Below are 16199 nucleotides of genomic sequence, written 5' to 3'. Positions count from 1 at the left end.
CGCCTTATCGGGCCGGGCGTCCTGCCTGGCCCGTATCGCAATCCCACCTGCTGACACTGCCGTTTTCGTTGGGGCGTTCCCCGGCGGCCGAAGGCGCCTCCCCATCCTGCCCGATCGGCAGGTGACCGCAAGGGAACGTTTGTTACTGCTCCGCGCCGTACATGTCGAAGTCGAAATACTTGTCATTGATTTTCTTGTAAGTGCCGTTGGCGCGGATCGCCTGCAGCGCGTCGTTGAAGGCGTTCAGCAGTGCGGTATCCTCTTTGCGCACCCCGATGCCGTCGCCGACGCCGAAGTATTTGCTGTCGGTCAGCTCGGCGCCGATAAAGGCGAAGTCTTTGCCGCCGGGCGTTTTGAAGAACTCGCTGGCGCTGACGCTGGCCAGCAGCGAAGCATCCAGGCGGCCGTTGGCCAGATCTTCGTTCACTTCCTGCTGGCTTTGGTAGGCGACCACGTTGACGCCGGCCGGCCGCCACAGCGCGTTGGCGTAGGCCTCCTGGCTGGAGCCTTGCTGCACGCCGACGGATTTGCCCTTCAGCGAGGCGGCGGTCGGCTGCAGGTTGCTGCCCTTATGCGCCACCAGCCGCGCCGGAGCGTTGGAGACTTTGCTGGAGAAAGCGATCTGCTGCCGGCGCTGCGGCGTGATGGTCATCGACGAGGCGATAGCGTCGAACTTCTTTGCCTGCAGGCCGGGGATCATGCCGTCCCAGCTGCTTTCCACCCACACGCACCTGGCCTGCATCTGGTCGCACAGCGCCTGGGCGATATCGACGCCGAAGCCGGTCAGCTTGCCCTGCGGGTTTTTATATTCCAGCGGCGGAAAGGTGGGATCGATGCCCAGCTTGATCACTTTGCCGCTGAATTCACCGCTCAGCGCGGGAAAACTCGCGGCCAGCGGCAGCAACAACAACAGCCCTTTGATGGTTTTCATGTCATTTCCTCAGCGTTGGCGATTAAACCGCGGGGCGAGCCAAAAAGCGCTCGACCAATTTGACCCAGTAGGTGGCGCCCAGCGACAGACTGTTGTCGTTGAAGTCATAGCCGGGGTTGTGCAGGGCATTGCCCGGCGTGGCGGGGCCGTTGCCGATTGAGATGTAACTGCCCGGGCACTTCTCCAGCATAAAGGCGAAATCTTCGCTGGCGGTGAACGGCCGCAGCGTGGGGATCACCCGGCCCTCTCCGGCCCACTCCAGCGCCACGGCGCGCGCCAGCTCGGTTTCTGCCGGGTGGTTCACCAGCACCGGATAGCCGTGCTGGTAGTCGATCTCCGCGCGGGCGCCGAAGCTGGCGGCCTGCGCCGTGACCAGCTCGGTGATGCGCTGCTCCAGCCGCGCGCGCACCGCCGCCGTCAGCGCGCGCACGCTGAGCGTCAGGGTGGCGGTCGCCGGGATCACGTTGGCGGCCTGACCGGCCTGCATCGCCCCCACGGTGACGATCGCCGTTTCCTGCGGATCGATATTGCGCGCCACGATGGTTTGCAGGCTCATGACGATGGCCGCGCAGGCCACCACAGGATCGACGGTGCTCTGCGGCACCGCGCCGTGGCCGCCGTGGCCGTGCAGGGTGATGTGCACCGTGTCGGCCGAGCACATCAAGGGGCCGCTGGCGAAGCCCAAGTGACCGGTGGGGAAGCCGGGCACGTTGTGCATGGCGAACACCGCGTCGCAGGGGAAGCGCTCAAACAGGCCGTCTTCGATCATCACTCTGGCGCCGCCGCCGCCTTCTTCCGCCGGCTGGAAAATCAGGTGCAGGGTGCCGCAAAAGTTCGGCTGCCGCGCCAGATAGCGCGCCGCCGCCAGCAGCATGGCGGTGTGCCCGTCGTGGCCGCAGGCGTGCATCACCCCGGAATGGGTGCTGGCGTAAGGCAGCTCGGTGGTTTCGGCGATCGGCAGGGCGTCCATGTCGGCGCGAATGCCGAGCGATTTTCCCGGCCCGCGCTGCAGTGTGGCGACAACGCCGGTTTGTCCTACGCCGCGCGTGACGCGGTAACCCCATTCCTCCAGCCGCCGCGCCACCAGATCCGAGGTGGCGAACTCCTGGAATCCCAATTCCGGGTGGGCGTGAAGGTGGCGGCGAAGGGCGACCATCTCATCATGAACGGCGGCGATATCAGGCAGTATCAGTGAATGCATCATCACGATCTCCGGCAAAGGGCCCCGGCTAACGGGCGGTGAACGGGGCAGAGAGGTTGGTATCGAGACTAGCAAACTCCGTTTTTGTCGGGTAGCCGCCGTTCGGTTATGCTGACAACCTGTGATTGTCAGGAGGTGAACATGAAACTGCATCAACTGCAGGCGCTGGTGGCCAGCGCCGACAGCGGCAGCATTCGCGCGGCGGCGCGGCATCTGGGGCTGTCGCAGGCGGCGGTGACCCGCGCGCTGCGCGAACTGGAACAGGAGCAGGCGCTGCCGCTGCTGATCCGCACGCCGACCGGGCTGGGCTTCACCCCTTACGGCAAAACCTTGCTGGCGCACGCGCGGCTGGTGCTCAACCAGCTGGAGCAGGCGCAGGGCGAAATGGCGGCGCTGCGCGGCAGTGCGGCGGATCTGGTCAAGGCGGCGATCACTCCCTGGCTGATGCTGACGGTGCTGCCGCCAGCGGTGATGGCGTTTCGCGGCAAGGTGCCGGCGGTGCGGCTGGAATTGTCGGAAAGCCTGATGGCCAACGCTCAGTCGCAGCTGCGCGAGGGCACGATGGATTTCGCCATCACGCCGCTGCCGGCGTCGTCGGCACCGCAGGAGTTTCATTGCGAGCCGCTGCTGGAGTATGAAACGGCGTACATGGTGCGGCGCGGCCACCCGCTGGCGCACAGCACCTCGCTGCATCAGCTGCTGGAGCAGGATTGGGTGATGAGCTATACCCAGGAGAGTTTCGATGCGCTGCTCGACGAGGTGTTCCACCGCCACGGCGCGCGCCTGCCGCGCCAGCGCATTATCCAGGCGCATTCGTTCGGCATGCTGCAGGCGCTGGTGGAGTCCGCCGAGATGTGTACCTGGTGCCCGCGGCCGATCGCCGCGCTGCCGCAGTTTGCCTCACGCGTGCAGCCGCTGGCGCTGCGGGAGAGCTGCCAACCGGCGCAGCTGAATATCGTCACCCGGCGCAACAGCATTCTGAGCGCTGCCGCCCATGCGTTTATCGACACGCTGGTGCGCACCCTGCGTCAGCAGGTGCGATCGTCGCGGCCGGAGGATCGCCAGATCTACGATCGCGTGCGCCTGCTGATTTAGCGGATCTGCCTGGATCGCCGATCCGGTAAATGGGATCGCGATCCGCATTTGTAGCATTTTTAGCCGCAATGTTAACGATATGTGATTTTGCTCAAATAATTATTTTTGCAGCTTTGGTTATATGTCGCTCTATGTTCACGTTGTCATTTTGAGTTTTCCTGGGTATTTGATGATTAATCAATTGAAATTTATCACTTTATAGCGTTTGTTGTTTTTTGTTAGATAAAAATGACAACGTCAACATTTATATTTTTCAAGCATTTAATGAGTGTATTGGAGGAGTGGATGAGTCAGTTGCCGGAAAAAATGCGCGCGGTCGTTTGCCACGGCCCGCAGGATTATCGTTTCGAACAGGTGCCCACGCCGCTGCCGAAGGCGCGTGAGCTGGTGATCAAGGTGGAAGGCTGCGGCATCTGCGCCGGCGACTGCAAGTGCAAGAACGGCGCGCAGATGTTTTGGGGAGAGAACCCGTGGGTCAAACCGCCGGTGGTGCCGGGGCACGAGTTCTACGGCCGCATCGCCGCGCTGGGCGAGGGCACGGAAGGCAAATACCGGATCGGCGAGCGGGTGATCGCTGAGCAGATCGTACCGTGCTGGGAGTGCCGTTACTGCAAATCCGGCAGCTACTGGATGTGTGAGACGCACAACATTTACGGCTTCCAGAAAGACGTGGCGGAAGGCGGTATGGCGGAATACATGCGCTTTTCCGAGAACGCCATCGTGCACAAGATCCCGGAAAGCCTGAGCCATGAAGACGCGGTATTGATCGAACCGATGTCCTGCGCCATCCACACCGTGGCGCGCGGCGACATTCAGCTGGACGACGTGGTGGTGCTGGCCGGCGCCGGGCCGCTTGGGCTGTGCATGGTGCAGGTGGCACGCCTGAAGACGCCGAAGAAACTGATCGTGATCGACGCCATCGACGAGCGGCTGGCGCTGGCGAAGGAGTTTGGCGCCGACGTGGTGATCAACCCGTTGAAAGAAGACGCCGACCAGATCGTCAAATCGCTGACCGGTGGCTACGGCTGCGACGTCTACATCGAGGCCACCGGCGCGCCGATCGGCGTCACCCAGGGGCTGCAGATGATCCGCAAGCTGGGCCGCTTCGTGGAGTTCAGCGTGTTCGGCAAGGAAACCACCGTCGACTGGTCCATCATCGGCGATCGCAAGGAGCTGGACATTCGCGGTGCGCACCTGGCGCCCTACAGCTATGAAATCGCCATCGATCTGTTCGAGCGCGGGCTGGTGACCTCAAGCGGCGTGGTCACCCACAGCTATTCATTGAACGACTGGGACGAAGCCTTCGCCCTGGCGGACTCGACCGACTCCATCAAGGTGATCCTGGTTCCCTGACCCTCCCGCCGTACCGCTGTTGCAGTCACGATCGCCGGCCCATCCGCAATGGGGGGCCGGCCGGTCGGCCAAACGTAAAGACATGCTGTTGCTCTGATAACCACAACAAGAAGCTTCCCTACAGGAGAATTGGCTATGTTTTCATTATTCAAAAAGACCCTGCCTTTTATCGTCGCCGGTGGAATGTTGGCGGCCAGCCATGGGGCGCTGGCCAAGCAAATCACTATCGGTATGTCGTTCCAGGAAATGAACAACGACTACTTCGTCACCATGAAACAGGCGCTGGATCAGGCGGCGGCCGATATCGGCGCCAAGGTTTACGTGGCCGATGCGCGCCATGACGTCGCCAAACAGATCGGCGACGTGGAAGACATGCTGCAGAAGAAGGTGGATATCCTGCTGATCAACCCGACCGACTCGGTGGGGGTGCAGTCGGCGGTGATCTCCGCCCATAAGGCCGGCGCGGTGGTGGTGGCGATCGACGCCCAGGCCGAAGGGCCGCTGGACTCGTTCGTCGGCTCGGAAAACTACGACGCCGGCTTCCAGGCGGGCGAGTACCTGGCGAAAGCGCTGGGCGGCAAAGGCAAGGTGGCGATCCTCGACGGCATCCCGGTGGTGCCGATCCTGGAGCGCGTGCGCGGCTTTGAAGCGGCGATGAAGAAATACCCCGACATCAAGATTGTCACCAAACAAAACGGCAAGCAGGAACGCGACACCGCGCTGACCGTCACCGAAAACATGCTGCAGTCGGCGCCGGATCTGGCGGGCATCTTCAGCGTCAACGACGTCGGCGCGCTCGGCGCCCTGGCGGCGATCGAAAGCAACGGCGCCAAGGTCAAGCTGGTGAGCGTCGACGGCCAGCCGGAAGCCATCAAAGAGATCCTCAAGCCGAACTCGCCGTTTATCGCCACCTCGGCGCAGTTCCCGCGCGACCAGCTGCGCATCGCGCTCGGCATTGCGCTGGCCCGCTACTGGGGGGCCACGGTGCCGAAAACCGTGCCGGTCAAAGTGAAGCTGATCGACCGCAGCAATGCGGCCGGCTTTAGCTGGTAACAGCGGCCAGGTTCGCCCCGCTGTGGCGGGGCGTTCGGCGCGGAGGGTAATGCGGTGACACCTTTACTGGAACTGAAGCGAATAAAAAAGAGCTTTCCCGGCGTGAAGGCGCTGGACGGCATCGACCTGGCCATTCAACGCGGCGAGGTGCACGCCCTGCTGGGCGAAAACGGCGCCGGCAAATCGACGCTGGTGAAAATCATGTGCGGCATCCATCAGCCGGACGAGGGCGATATTTTTATCGACGGCGAGCAGCGCCGCTTTAACAACTATCGCCAGGCGATCGAGGCCGGGGTCGGCATTATTTTTCAGGAATTCTCGTTGATTCCCTACATGAGCGCCATCGACAACATCTTCCTCAACCGGGAGATCAGGAACCGCTGGGGCCTGCTGGATCGGCGGGCGATGCGGCGCAAGGCCGAGGCCATTTTCAAGCGGCTGACGGTGGCTATCGATCTCGATTGCCCGGTGGAGCAGCTGAGCGTAGCGCAGCAGCAGTTCGTTGAGATCGCCAAGGCGCTGTCGCTGGAGGCGCGGGTGCTGGTGCTGGATGAACCGACCGCCACGCTGACGCCGGGCGAGGCCGAGCACCTGTTCAGCGTGATGAACGATCTGCGGCTGTTGGGCGTCGGTATGGTGTTTATCTCGCACCACCTGGACGAGATCTTCACCATCTGCGATCGCATTACCGTGCTGCGCGACGGTGCCTACATCGAAACGCTGGCCACCGGCGACACCAACGTGGAGGAGCTGGTGCGGCTGATGGTCGGGCGCAAAATCGAGAACGCCTTCCCGGTGAAACAGCACCCGGTCGATACCGCGACGGTGCTGCTGGAGGCGGAGATCCAGCGCGAGAAGCACGGCGCGACCGACCGTTTTCGGCTGTACAAGGGCGAGATCCTCGGCTTCGCCGGGCTGGTGGGCTCCGGGCGCACCGAGACCGTCTCGGCGCTGATCGGCGCCAGCCGCTGTCACCGCAAACGCGTCAGCCTCGGCGGCCAACCGGCGGCGCTGCGCTCCCCGGCGCAGGCGCTGGCGCAGGGCATCGGCCTGCTGCCGGAGAGCCGCAAAACCGAGGGTCTGGTGCTGCCGTTCTCGGTGGCGCAGAACATCACTCTCAACCGGCACCACCGGCGCGGCAAGATCTTCGTCAGCGCCCGCAAGGATCGCGACGTGGTGCAGCGGCTGATCCGCGCCGTAGGCGTGAAAACCCCGGACGCCGAGACCGCCGTCAGCACCCTGAGCGGCGGCAACCAGCAGAAGGTGGTGATCGCCCGCTGGCTCAACAACGACTGCAACATCCTGATCTTCGATGAGCCGACGCGCGGCATCGACGTGGGCGCCAAGGCCGAGATTTACCAACTGATGCAGCAACTGACCCAGCAGGGCATCTCCATCATCATGATTTCCTCCGAACTGCCGGAGATTATCGGCGTGTGCGACCGCGTGCTGGTGTTTCGCGGCGGCCACATCGTCGCCGAGCTGACCGGCGACGACATCGAATCCAACCACATCATGCTTCACGCGACCGGGAGTGCCTTATGATCGGAATTGAACAACCCGCCGTGGCGCGCCGCGCTGCCGGCCCCAGCCTCGGCAAGCGCTGGGAAAAACTGCTGCATCACCCGGCGGTCTTGCCGTTTATCGGCTTCGCTGTCCTGTTCGTGCTGATGAGCCTGTTGAACGATAGCTTCCTCAGCGTCAACAACCTGACCAACGTGGCGCGCCAGGTGTCGATCAACGCCATCATCGCGGTGGGCATGACCTGCGCCATCCTGACCGGCGGCATCGATCTCTCGGTGGGGCCGGTGATGGCGTTGGCCGGCTCGGTCGCCGCCGGGCTGATGCTGGCGGCGGTGCCCATCCCACTGGCGATGGTAGCGGCGCTGGCGCTCGGCGCGCTGTTCGGCCTGGCCAACGGCGCCTGCATCGCCTACCTGCGCATGCCGCCGATCATCGTCACCCTGGCGTCGATGGGCATCGCCCGCGGCTTGGCGCTGCTCTATACCGGCGGCTACCCGATCTCCGGCCTGCCCGACGTCTTCTCGTTCTTCGGCCGCGGCACGGTGCTGGGCATTCAGGTGCCGATCCTGATCATGCTCGGCGTGTACCTGCTGGCCTGGCTGATGCTCAACCAGCTGCCGTTCGGCCGCTACGTCTACGCGATGGGCGGCAACGAAGAGGCGGCGCGCCTGAGCGGCATCCGTGTGCCGCGCTACAAGATGCTGGTCTACGTGATCAGCGGCCTGACCGCTGCGCTGGCCGGGCTGGTGCTGACCTCGCGCCTGATGAGCGGGCAGCCCAACGCCGGCGAAGGCTTCGAGCTGGACGCCATCGCCGCGGTGGTGCTGGGCGGGGCGGCGATCTCCGGCGGGCGCGGCGCCATCATCGGCACGCTGGTGGGGGCGATGATGCTCGGGGTGCTCAACAACGGCCTCAATCTGATGAACGTGTCGCCGTATATCCAGAACGTGGTGAAGGGCGGCATCATCCTGGCCGCCATCTACCTCAGCTCCGTGCGGCGCAAATAGGAGGCGCGATGTCAGTCTTTCTTGGCATAGACGTCGGCGGCACGGTGATCAAGGCCGGGCTGTACCGGGCAAGCGGCGAAGAGCTGGCGATCGCCGAGCGCGACGGCGCGGCGATTGCCGCCCAGCCGGGCTTCAGCGAACGCAATATGGACGTGCTGTGGGATGACGTCTGCGCGGCGATCCGCCAGACGCTGCACGCGGCGGGGCTGGAGCCCGGGCAGGTGCGCGGCGTCAGCTTCTCGGCGCACGGCAAAGGGCTGTACGCCATCGACCGCCACGGCAAACCGGTCGGCAACGGCATCCTCTCTTCGGACAACCGCGCGGCGGCAACAGTGGCTGAGCTGCGCCGCGCCGGCATGGACGCGCAGACCTACCCGCGCAGCCTGCAGCCGCTGTGGCCCAGCCACCCGGCGCTGCTGCTGCGCTGGCTGAAGCAGCGGCAGCCGGCGCAGTATGCCGCCGTCGATCGCATCCTGATGGCGCACGACTACCTGCGCTTTCGCCTCACCGGCGAGGCGGCGGCCGAGGTGACCAATATCTCCGGCAGCAACCTGTTTAACCAGCGCAGCGGCGCTTACGATCCGGCGCTGATGGCGGCCTTCGGCATCGAAGAGGCGCAGGAGAAGACCGCGCCGGTGATCGGCTCGGCGCAGCTGGCCGGGCGGGTGACGGCCGCTGCGGCGGCGCAGTGTGGCCTGCGCACGGGCACCGCGGTGTATGGCGGCCTGTTCGACGTGGTGGGCGCGGCGCTCAGCTCCGGCGTGGCCGACGATCGCACGCTCAGCGCGGTGGCGGGCACCTGGTCGATCGCCACCTGCGTGACCGAGCGTATCATTCCCGCCGATTACCCCTACGCCTGGGGGCGCTACTGCATCGACGGCCGCTATTTCGTGCACGAAGGCAGCCCGACCTCGGCCGGCAACCTGGCCTGGTTCCTGCGCCAGTTCTGCGCCGACGACCGGCAGCGCTACGCCCAGTTCAACGCCTGGGTGGCCGAGCGCCGCGAGCAGCCCAGCGGGCTGCTGTTCCTGCCTTATCTGTACGGCTCCAACCTCGGCGGCAACACGCCGGGCGGGCTGATCGGCCTGAGCGCCCACCACGAGATGGCGGACGTGGTGCAGGCGATCTACCAGGGCATCGTGTTCTCGCACCTGATCCATCAGGAGCGCATGGTGCAGCTGAACCCGCGCATCGAACGGGTGCGCATGACCGGCGGGCCGACGCAGTCCGAGGTCTGGATGCAGATGTATGCCGATGCCGGCAACCTGCCGCTTGAGGTGGTGGAAACCCGCCAGAGCGGCTGCCGCGCCGCCGCCCTGTGCGCCGCCGTCGGCGCCGGGGAGTACGCCGGGTTCGCCGAGGCGATCGCCGCCGCGCCGCCCAAGCTGCGCTGTTATTATCCCGCGACCGCCGCCCACCGGCGCCTGCGCGCCCAGCAGGCGCGCTATCTGGCGGTCGCCCAGGCTTTGAGTGAGGTGACTGATGCAAACGACTAACGCCGCCTGTCTGGGGCTGTATGAAAAGGCGCTGCCCGCCGATCTGAGCTGGCCGCAGCGGCTGGCCACCGCCGCCGAGCTGGGCTTTGAGTTCGTGGAGATGTCGATCGACGAACAGCCGGCGCGCCAGCAGCGGCTGGACTGGGATCGCCGCCAGCGGCTGGCGTTTATCCAGGCGCGGCTCGACAGCGGGGTGACGGTGCCGAGCCTGTGCCTGTCGGCGCACCGGCGCGATCCGTTCGGCAGCGCCGAGGCCGCCACCCGTGAGCGGGCGCGGGTGCTGATGAGCAAGGCGCTGGAACTGGCGACGGATCTCGGCATCCGCAACATCCAGCTGGCGGGCTACGACGTCTATTACGAACCCGCCGATCGCCACAGCCGCGAACGCTTTATCGAGGGCATGCAGTGGGCGGCGGCGCAGGCCGCCAGGGCGCAGGTGATGCTGTCGGTGGAGGTGATGGACACGCCGTTCATCAACAGCATCAGCAAATGGCGCGACATCGCGCGCCACGTCAACAGCCCGTGGTTCACGGTGTATCCCGATCTCGGTAACCTCAGCGCCTGGAGCAACGACGTCGCCGCCGAGCTGGCGCTGGGCATCGGCAGCATCACCGCCGTGCACCTCAAAGATACCGTCGCGGTGGGGCCGGGCAGCGCCGGGCAGTTCCGCGACGTGCTGTTCGGCGAAGGCTGCGTGGATTTCGCCCACGCCTTTTCCGTGCTCAACGCGCTCGGCTATCGCGGCCCCTACCTGCTGGAGATGTGGGCGCGCGAAGACGGGCGGGATAAGCAACGCATCGCCCAGGCCAAGGCCTGGCTCGAACAACAGATGAATGAGGGAGGCATTGCATGCTGAACGAACTCAAGCGGCAGGTGCTGGCCGCCAACCTCAGCCTGCCGGAATACGGGCTGGTGACCTTTACCTGGGGCAACGTCTCGGCGATCGATCGCCAAAGCGGGCTGGTGGTGATCAAGCCTTCGGGCATCGCCTACGAGGCGATGACGCTGGCGGATCTGGTGGTGGTGGATCTGGAGGGCAAGGTGCGCGAAGGGCACCGAAAACCCTCATCCGACACTGCCACCCACCTGGCGCTGTACCGCGCCTTCGCCGATATCGGCGGCGTGGTGCACACCCACAGCCGCAACGCCACCATCTGGGCGCAGGCCGGGCAGCCGATCCCGGCGCTGGGCACCACCCACGCCGACTACTTTTACGGCGACATTCCCTGCACCCGGCCGATGAGCGAGGCGGAGATCGCCGGCGATTACGAGGGGGAGACCGGCAAGGTGATTATCGAGACTTTTAATCAGGCGGGGCGCGATCCGCAGCAGGTGCCGGGGGTGCTGGTTTACTCCCACGGCCCGTTCGCCTGGGGCAAGGACGCGGCGGATGCGGTGCATAACGCGGTGGTGCTGGAAGAGGTAGCGATCATGGCGATGGCGACGCGCCAGCTGGCGCCGGCCATCGCCCCGATGCAGCCGGAGCTATTGGACAAACATTTCCTGCGCAAGCACGGCAAACACGCCTACTACGGGCAATAGCGCCCGTCAGCGATTCAACAGCGAGCCGGTGAAGAACTCTCTGCGCACCGGCAGCTCGCCGCGCGGGCTGTTAATGGCGCTGAACAGCAGCTCCGCGGCGATCTCCCCCAGTTTTTGCGTATCGTGATACACCCCCGGAATGTGCAGGCCGTAAGCGCCAGCGCGCGGCGGCTCGTCTATCGAGAAGAATTTCACCTGCTGATAAAGCCCCATCTCGTGGCAGATGGCGATGGCGCCCAGCGTGATGATGCCATTCAGGCCGATGATGTAATCCGGGCGGTTCTCCGGTTGCGCCAGATAGGCGCGCACCTCGCTTTCCTGCGAGGTGAAATCGTAGTCGCCGTTGATGATATGAATCTCACGCCCGCTGCCCTGTAGCGCCGCGACGATGCCGGCGGTGCGCGTTAGCGTAATTTCCGAATCCGCCGGGCCGCCGATAATCAGCAGCTTCTGCTCCGGCTGCTCCGCCAGATAGCGCCCGGCCAGCACGCCGATCTCGCGGTTATCGAGGAACACGCCGCTCAGCTGCTGATCGTAGAGATCGCGGTCGATCAGGATCAGCGGCACGCCGTACACCTCGGCCAGCTCGAGATAGGCGGGGCGGTAGCGCTTGTCGTCGCGCACCGCCGACAGCAGGATGCCGCGTGCCTTGTAGCCGAACAGCGCCTGAATGGCGCGCATTTCCGCCTCTTCGCTGCCGTCGGTGTCGAACAGCATGATCTGGTAGCCCTGCTGGCGCGCAATGCGCGACACGGTCTTGATCAGGCCGGAATAGAACGGGTTGTACATGCTGCTGGTAACGATGCCGATAATCTGGCTGCTGCTGCTTTTCAGCCCCTGCGCGAAGGCGTTGGGCACATAGTTCAGCTCTTTGGCGATGGCGTGAATGCGCTCGCGGGTTTCCGGCTTGACCAGCTCGGGCTTATTGAAGGCGCGGGAAACGGTGATATTGGTCACCCTGGCGCGGCGGGCGATATCCACGATAGTGGCATTGGGATTGGCTTTCGACACCGTCTTTCCTTGCGTTATGCCTCAACAGATCCCTTATTGTAGGGAAAGGGCGGGGGCGGTGCTAGGGGGGAGTTGGGGGCTGGAGCTGGGGGAGGTAAAATAATGGAATGAATAAAGAGGTAATAATGTCATTGATTTATTAATTGTGAATTAAATCATTTTATGTGGCTGTATTTTTTTGAGGAGAGGTTGGTAAGGTGTGTTTCATGGCCGAAGTTAGGTATCAATGACTGCTTTGTGCCAAAAGCGGATATCGCGAGCGTTAAGTCATATATTTGAAAACGCATCGTTACCTTAGTTGGGATACTTGCACTACCTCTAGGCGTACTGCTATCTTGCACAGTTGTTCAAATGTAATCTTTTCTTTATTAGCAGCCTACTTCCAAGGGCTTGTACAACTGACGAACGAGGGAGATCCCCATGAGCGACAAAGATTTTTCACTTTTTTATTTTGCAACCATTGATCGGGCTTACTTCCTCGATAAACACAATTTTTATGTTGCTGAAGCCAGAAAGCGTTTATTTTCGCAGTTTAGCGATTCTGATCTTGAAGCTGAAGTTCGGCAGAAAGAAAAAGATTACTACGAGGCCGCCGGTAAGCGTTTTGACCCCGATTATGACGACGAAGGGGCTATCTGGGAACAGGCTCATGATGAAGGAATTTCACATTGGATTGCTCTCAGTGATATGAAAAATACGGTTTCACTTGCACTGACAGCAGGAATGTTTCATCAGTTCGATAAGGAACTTCGAGAGAAGTGTATCCGTGAATTCAGCCATTGGCTCGACGCTAAACCCGTAACATCGATGATCTGGGACATCAGCTTCCCAAGGCTAATTGAAATTCTAGAATGGATTGGGATGGATATTACCAGCAAGGCTTATTACGAAAAAATCGATGCCTGTCGCCAAGTAGTCAATGTTTATAAGCACGGTGATGGCCATGCCCATCGGGAGCTTTCCGTCGCGCATCCTGAGTATTATCAGAATATCACTATTCCAGGAGGCTACAGATTTAGTCTACGTCATGAGCAACTTGAGGTTACAGAAAAACAGTTTATAGAGTTTGCAGATGCGATTACAGCTTTCTGGAATGATATCCCAATACACTGTATGCGATCAGCTATTCGGGAAGAACCTGAATGGATAAGTGGCGAATATAAAAAGCATGAGAAGAAAGTTAAAATGCTTCAGGACTAAAATTCTTGATGATAGCAGGTGTATCCTACATGTAGACATTTGCCTGCCGTGTCTTTTAGCTGCCCTAGTTGCAAGAACAATTGCGAACTTCCGCTCCTCGCTCAAAGCAGCCCCTCTAATGCCGTGTATCAAATCAATAAACCAGCACCTTTAGCGATGGGGCAAAGGTGGTGAGGGGCTCACTGGGAGAAAACAACAATCCCCGCCTAAGAACGATCGAAAAAGCAACGTGGACGATGAGCTCTACGATCGTCTTCTGGTAACAACACCGCTAATCTAGCAGCAACTTTTCACCCCCCAACCCCCCGCCACAACCCCGGCAACAGCGCCAGCGTCTCATCAATCAGCGTCCGTCGGTCATTGCCTGGTTTCCAGATAGTCACCATGGTTTGGCTGATCCCTTGGCTGCCCACTTCGGTGCGCAGCGTGTTGACGTTTTTCCACTGTTCGGCATGCATATGTGTCGGCAGGAATCCCCAGCCGCAGCCCTGTTCGAGCAGGGCGCGCAGCATCTCCAGCTCGTTAGTAAATATTGTGTGCCCGGAAATTTGCAGGCGGCGCGCCACCGGTTCGTCAGAGTCCGGGTGCATGATTACCTGCGGCGTGAGCGAGAGCTCCAGCAGCGAAAGCGGCTGTTCCGCGCCGGGGAAAAGCGTTTTAGCGGCGTAAAAATCCATCTCTATCGCCCCTAGGGCGCGCCACTCCATAGTGTCACCCACGCTGCGGTGGCGCGCCTGGCAGATCCCCAGATCGGCCTGGCCGTTTGCCAGCAGGCTTTCTGCCTCGTCGCGCGAGGCGTTAATCAGGCTCAGGCGCGTATTGCGCTGGGCCATGGCGGCAATCAGCGCCTGCAGCAATGCGCGGGGCGTAAAGGGATCGTAGACCAGCGAGATTTCCTGCGCCGCGCTGTTCGGCACGTCTTTGGCAAATGCCTCAAACGCTTTCACCTGCCGCATCAGCAGGTGCGCCTGGCGCTGCAGCTGTTCGCCCTCCGGCGTCAGGTGCAGGCTGCGCCCCTCGCGCAGGAACAGCGCATAGCCCAAGCCATCCTCGAGAAAATCAATCAAATCGCGCAGCGTCGTGCGGTCTTTGCCCAGCTTGAGCGCGGCTTTCGCCAGGCTGCCGTGCTCGGCCACGGCGGTGAAGGCTTCCAGTTGGGCAAAGGAATAAATCAGGCTCGGCACGCGGTTCTCCCGTCGATTTTTCGGGGGATTTTCCCCCATCAGGCGTTTTTTATTATAGGCCGCGTTTTTTTAAGCTGAACGCCTTCCTGAGCTATGCGAGAAATAATATGAAAAGCAAAGTGTTTAACCGCAGCCTATTGGCGGGCGTCGTCATCAGTCTCTGCAGCGGCCTGCTGGCGCCCGCCGCGCTGGCCGCCTGCGCGGGCACCGAACTCAGCGCCTGTCCTGCGCCTTTCGATGCGCAATTACCGGAGACGCACAAGATGCTCACCTGGAGCCAGAGCGACCGGGTGATCGGTTTTCGTAACGACTACCGCAACTATGCCGGGGATGTATTTCACCATAGCAATGCCACACCGCTGCCGGCTGCCGCTAAACCTTTAACCGACGCCAGCTATCGGGTTAATGGCAAAACCTACCACCTGCAGGATTACCTGCAGCGCCAGAACGTCAGCGGCATGCTGGTATTGAAAGAGGGCAAAATCGCCTGGAAATATCTGGGGCAGGGCAATACCGACGCCACGCTGTGGACGTCGCGCTCGGTGGGCAAATCCGTGGTCGCCACGTTGGTGGGCGTGGCGATTAAACAGGGCAAGATCCGCTCGCTCGACGATCTCATCACGCAATACGAACCCGATCTGAAAGGCACGGCGTGGGATGGCGTGACCCTCAGGCAGCTGATCACCCACACCTCCGGCGTGGCGTGGAATGAGGATTACACCAACCCGAAATCGGACTTCGCGCAGCTGACCGAGTGTGAAGCCAAACCCGGCACCTATGCCTGCGTGCGCAAACTGGTGGCCGGCCTGCAGCGTGCGCATCCGGCCGGGCAGAACTGGTCTTACTCCTCCGGCGGCGCATGGCTGCTGGGCGACGTGCTGGAGCGCGCTACCGGCATGCCGCTGGCGGCCTATCTGGAGCAAAGCATCTGGCAGCCGTACGGCATGGCGAGCGACGGCGTGTGGCATGCCTACGCCAAAGGCCAGCATGACGTGGGCGCGCATGGCTTCAACGCCACGCTGGAAGACTGGGGGCGCTTCGGTGAGTTCATTCTGCATAACGGGACGCTGCCGAACGGCAAACAGATCTTGCCAGCCGATTGGGTAGCCCAGTCGTCCAACTGGACGCGGGCGGCGGGCTCGGTGTCGGCGGCGCATCCTGACGGCATTTACGGATTCCAATGGTGGAACAACGAAGTGCCAGTGAATGCGACTAACGTAGAACCTGCTCCGCAGGCTTCCCTCAAACATTCCCTGTGGGCGCTGGGGATTTTCGGCCAGATGATTATGGTCAATCAGGCGGAGAATCTGGTGATCGTCCAGTGGTCCACCTGGCCGCAGGCGGAGCCTTCCTTCAGCGCCCAACCGCTGGAGGCATCGCTGATGTTTAGTGCGATAGCCAAGGAATTGCGTTAATTCCACGGCGCGAACAGGGGCGGTTGCCACTCCGCCCCTGTTCGAAGGCGATGGTATAAATGCGCCCGCACATATAACAGCGCGAAAATGGCGAGCTGGGCTATGCTTTTCACCACATCCACTTTGCGCCGAAACGGGCGTGACAAAAGTGCGATAGGTCAGGCCAGGCTGAAGCTCTTTATCGAAA

14 protein-coding genes are annotated in these 16199 nt (G+C 62.2%); 10 read left to right on the top strand and 4 right to left on the bottom strand.

The window, feature by feature from the left end; translation table 11 throughout:
• Window positions 1-142: 142 nt before the first annotated feature.
• Window positions 143-931 carry an ABC transporter substrate-binding protein gene (locus tag AAIE04_RS12390; RefSeq protein WP_074055864.1) on the bottom strand — a complete coding sequence of 263 codons (789 nt, stop codon included), beginning with the start codon at window positions 929-931 and terminating at the stop codon, window positions 143-145.
• Window positions 932-953: 22 nt separating this feature from the next.
• A complete protein-coding gene (locus AAIE04_RS12385) occupies window positions 954-2135 on the bottom strand; it encodes a M20 aminoacylase family protein (RefSeq protein WP_498577034.1) in 1182 nt (393 codons plus the stop codon).
• A 138-nt stretch (window positions 2136-2273) separates the two neighbouring features.
• Here AAIE04_RS12385 and AAIE04_RS12380 point away from each other — a divergent pair, with 138 nt between their 5' ends.
• From AAIE04_RS12380 to araD, 8 genes are all read left to right on the top strand, one after another.
• Window positions 2274-3227 (top strand): LysR family transcriptional regulator, encoded by a 954-nt coding sequence (locus AAIE04_RS12380; protein ID WP_374930154.1) that lies wholly within the window; start codon window positions 2274-2276, stop codon window positions 3225-3227.
• Window positions 3228-3512: 285 nt separating this feature from the next.
• The gene (locus tag AAIE04_RS12375; RefSeq protein ID WP_498577033.1) at window positions 3513-4580 is read left to right on the top strand and encodes a zinc-binding dehydrogenase; all 1068 of its coding nucleotides are present in this window, start codon (window positions 3513-3515) and stop codon (window positions 4578-4580) included.
• A 135-nt stretch (window positions 4581-4715) separates the two neighbouring features.
• Window positions 4716-5633, top strand: a complete 918-nt coding sequence (locus AAIE04_RS12370; RefSeq protein WP_015378502.1) for an ABC transporter substrate-binding protein — start codon at window positions 4716-4718, stop codon at window positions 5631-5633.
• A gap of 54 nt (window positions 5634-5687) precedes the next feature.
• The gene (locus tag AAIE04_RS12365) at window positions 5688-7178 is read left to right on the top strand and encodes a sugar ABC transporter ATP-binding protein (protein WP_498577032.1); all 1491 of its coding nucleotides are present in this window, start codon (window positions 5688-5690) and stop codon (window positions 7176-7178) included.
• The gene (locus tag AAIE04_RS12360) at window positions 7175-8164 is read left to right on the top strand and encodes an ABC transporter permease (protein ID WP_498577031.1); all 990 of its coding nucleotides are present in this window, start codon (window positions 7175-7177) and stop codon (window positions 8162-8164) included. Before AAIE04_RS12365 ends, AAIE04_RS12360 begins: the two co-directional genes overlap by 4 nt.
• 8 nt (window positions 8165-8172) lie before the next feature.
• Complete coding sequence (locus tag AAIE04_RS12355; protein ID WP_498577030.1) at window positions 8173-9660, top strand: FGGY-family carbohydrate kinase; 1488 nt, start codon at window positions 8173-8175, stop codon at window positions 9658-9660.
• Entirely contained in the window at window positions 9647-10516 is an 870-nt protein-coding gene (locus tag AAIE04_RS12350) for an L-ribulose-5-phosphate 3-epimerase (protein WP_498577029.1), read from the top strand. The genes AAIE04_RS12355 and AAIE04_RS12350 overlap by 14 nt, the downstream gene beginning before the upstream one ends.
• Complete coding sequence (araD, locus tag AAIE04_RS12345) at window positions 10510-11202, top strand: L-ribulose-5-phosphate 4-epimerase (protein ID WP_498577028.1); 693 nt, start codon at window positions 10510-10512, stop codon at window positions 11200-11202. The genes AAIE04_RS12350 and araD overlap by 7 nt, the downstream gene beginning before the upstream one ends.
• Before the next feature lie 6 nt (window positions 11203-11208).
• On the opposite strand, the gene AAIE04_RS12340 is transcribed toward araD, so the two are convergent.
• A complete protein-coding gene (locus AAIE04_RS12340) occupies window positions 11209-12213 on the bottom strand; it encodes a LacI family DNA-binding transcriptional regulator (RefSeq protein ID WP_004935582.1) in 1005 nt (334 codons plus the stop codon).
• 420 nt (window positions 12214-12633) lie between these two features.
• On the opposite strand from AAIE04_RS12340, the gene AAIE04_RS12335 reads away from it, so the two are divergent.
• The gene (locus AAIE04_RS12335) at window positions 12634-13413 is read left to right on the top strand and encodes a hypothetical protein (RefSeq protein WP_498577027.1); all 780 of its coding nucleotides are present in this window, start codon (window positions 12634-12636) and stop codon (window positions 13411-13413) included.
• Between the two features lie 290 nt (window positions 13414-13703).
• On the opposite strand, the gene AAIE04_RS12330 is transcribed toward AAIE04_RS12335, so the two are convergent.
• On the bottom strand, window positions 13704-14597 hold the full coding sequence (locus AAIE04_RS12330; protein ID WP_498577026.1) for a LysR family transcriptional regulator: 894 nt from the start codon (window positions 14595-14597) through the stop codon (window positions 13704-13706).
• 107 nt (window positions 14598-14704) lie between these two features.
• On the opposite strand from AAIE04_RS12330, the gene AAIE04_RS12325 reads away from it, so the two are divergent.
• Entirely contained in the window at window positions 14705-16012 is a 1308-nt protein-coding gene (locus AAIE04_RS12325; RefSeq protein WP_498577025.1) for a serine hydrolase domain-containing protein, read from the top strand.
• The last annotated feature ends 187 nt before the right edge of the window (window positions 16013-16199 follow it).

Source organism: Serratia sp. Ae19-1 (genome assembly GCF_059801225.1).
Note: the sequence above shows the minus strand (reverse complement) of the source record. Positions and strands in the feature narration are given on the sequence as shown.